This window comes from Protofrankia sp. Cj5 (assembly GCF_917627405.1).
GTDB lineage: Bacteria > Actinomycetota > Actinomycetes > Frankiales > Frankiaceae > Protofrankia.
The window spans coordinates 1-1,839 of the sequence record NZ_CAKJTO010000112.1 but is presented as its reverse complement, the minus strand read 5'-3'; the positions used below and the strand labels follow the sequence as shown (position 1 = coordinate 1,839).

1 protein-coding gene is annotated in these 1,839 nt (G+C 70.6%); it reads right to left on the bottom strand.

Annotation, left to right across the window (positions count from 1 at the left end; all coding sequences use genetic code 11):
- Positions 1-364: 364 nt before the first annotated feature.
- Complete coding sequence (locus MJ777_RS19125; protein ID WP_239377336.1) at positions 365-1,789, bottom strand: 8-oxoguanine deaminase; 1,425 nt, start codon at positions 1,787-1,789, stop codon at positions 365-367.
- Positions 1,790-1,839 lie beyond the last annotated feature (50 nt).

Below are 1,839 nucleotides of genomic sequence, written 5' to 3'. Positions count from 1 at the left end.
CCGGTGGCGACCGTGTCCAGCCCGGCGAGCAGTGGATGCTCCCAGCCTGGGCTGGCGGTGGCGGCGGCGCTCTGCATAGATCAACGATAACCCGAAACGCCCACAAAATCGAACATTTGTTCGTGCAAGCTGCAAATATTAGCCCGGTCGGCGCGGTCTCGCCCGTGCCGACCGGTGAGCCCCGCATCCAGGCGCGGCGGACCAGGTCGGCGTGGCGTCGCCAGGCCGCGTGCACCGCGGCCCGGTCCCCGACGGGCAGCAGGTTGGACGAGCCGTTGATGGTTCTGTGAATGGGACAAACGGCCCAATTTTCTGCAGGAAAACATGACCATAATTCATGTATTAAGGATCTATCCCTGTAGTACTACCCCAGCCCCTGGATACGTGCGGCAATCATGCGGTGGCGGCGCAGCATCTCGGCAAGGCCGGGATGCACAGGCATCCCGTCGGCCACCACCGTCCTCCCCGCGACGACGGTGTGCCGGGCGGCGACCGGCCCGCAGCGCAGCCACGCCTCCACCGGGTCGGTCAGCGCCCCCGCAAAGCTGATCCCGTCCAGTGGCCAGACCACCAGATCACCGACCGCGCCGACGGACAACTCACCGATCTCACCAGTCCGTCCGAGGCAGCCCGCACCGCCACGGGTGGCCATCTCGAGCGCATCCCGGGCGGACATGGACGCGGCCCCGCCGCGGACCCGTCCCAGCAGCATTGCCGTGCGGGCCTCCAGCCACAGCGACGCGGCGTCCGCCGAGGAGGAGCCGTCACAGCCGAGCCCGACCGGTACACCCGCGGCCCGCAGCCGCGTGACCGGTGCCAGCCCGCCGCCGAGGATCATGTTGCTGCTCGGGCAGTGCGCGACCCCGGTACCCCACGCGCCGAGCCGGGCGACCTCAGCCGGGTTCGGGCAGATGCAGTGGGCGACCCAGGCCCGGTCGCCTCCCCAGCCGACGTCTTCGAAGTGCTCGACCGGACGCCGGCCGTAGGTCGCCAGGCAGTAGGCGTCCTCGTCGGGGTCCTCGGCGAGATGGGTGTGCAGCCGCACGTCGAGACGTTCGGCGAGTTCGGCGGTGGCCCGCATCAGCTCGGGGCTCACCGAGAACGGTGAGCAGGGCGCCAGCGCGATGCGGACCATGGCGCCGTGGGAGGGATCGTGGTGGGCGGCGACAAGCGCCGCGGAGGCGCTGAGGATCTCATCGGGATCCTGGACGATCGAGTCCGGCGGTAGCCCACCGTCCTTTACTGACAGTGACATCGATCCCCGGGCTGGATGGAACCGCATGCCCAGCGCGCGGGCCGCGGCGATCTCGGCCGAGATCAGGTCACCGGCGCCGCGGGGGTGGACGTACAGGTGGTCGGTGGTGGTCGTGCACCCGCCGAGCGCCAGCTCGGTCAGGCCGACGTAGGCCGAGACGTGCACGGCCTCCTCGTCCAGGCGCGCCCACAGCGGGTAGAGCGTGCGCAGCCAGGTGAACAGCGCCGCGGACACCGACGGCGCAAATGACCGGGTGAGGTTCTGGAAGATGTGATGGTGGGTGTTGACCAGGCCGGGGGTGACCAGGCAGCCGGCCGCGTCCAGGGTGCGGTGCGCCGCCGGGAGCGGGTCGCGCGCCGCGCCGACAGCGCTGACCAGCCCATCGGTCACCGCGACCCACCCGCCAGGCAGCTCGCGGCGCTGGTCATCGACCGTCACCACCATCTCGGCGCCGCGCACAAGCAGGTCGACGGGCGCTTCGACGCGCCGGGTGGCCGGCTGGTCGGCCGGCTGGGCGGCCAGGTGAGCGGTCATGGGGGCTGATTCTGCTACTACGGTGGAATCGTGACGGCGCGCTTGGATCG

Bases quoted from the DNA above. Each gene is read 5' to 3' on its own strand.
- MJ777_RS19125 (WP_239377336.1), bottom strand. From the start codon at position 1,789: ATGACCGCTCACCTGGCCGCCCAGCCGGCCGACCAGCCGGCCACCCGG.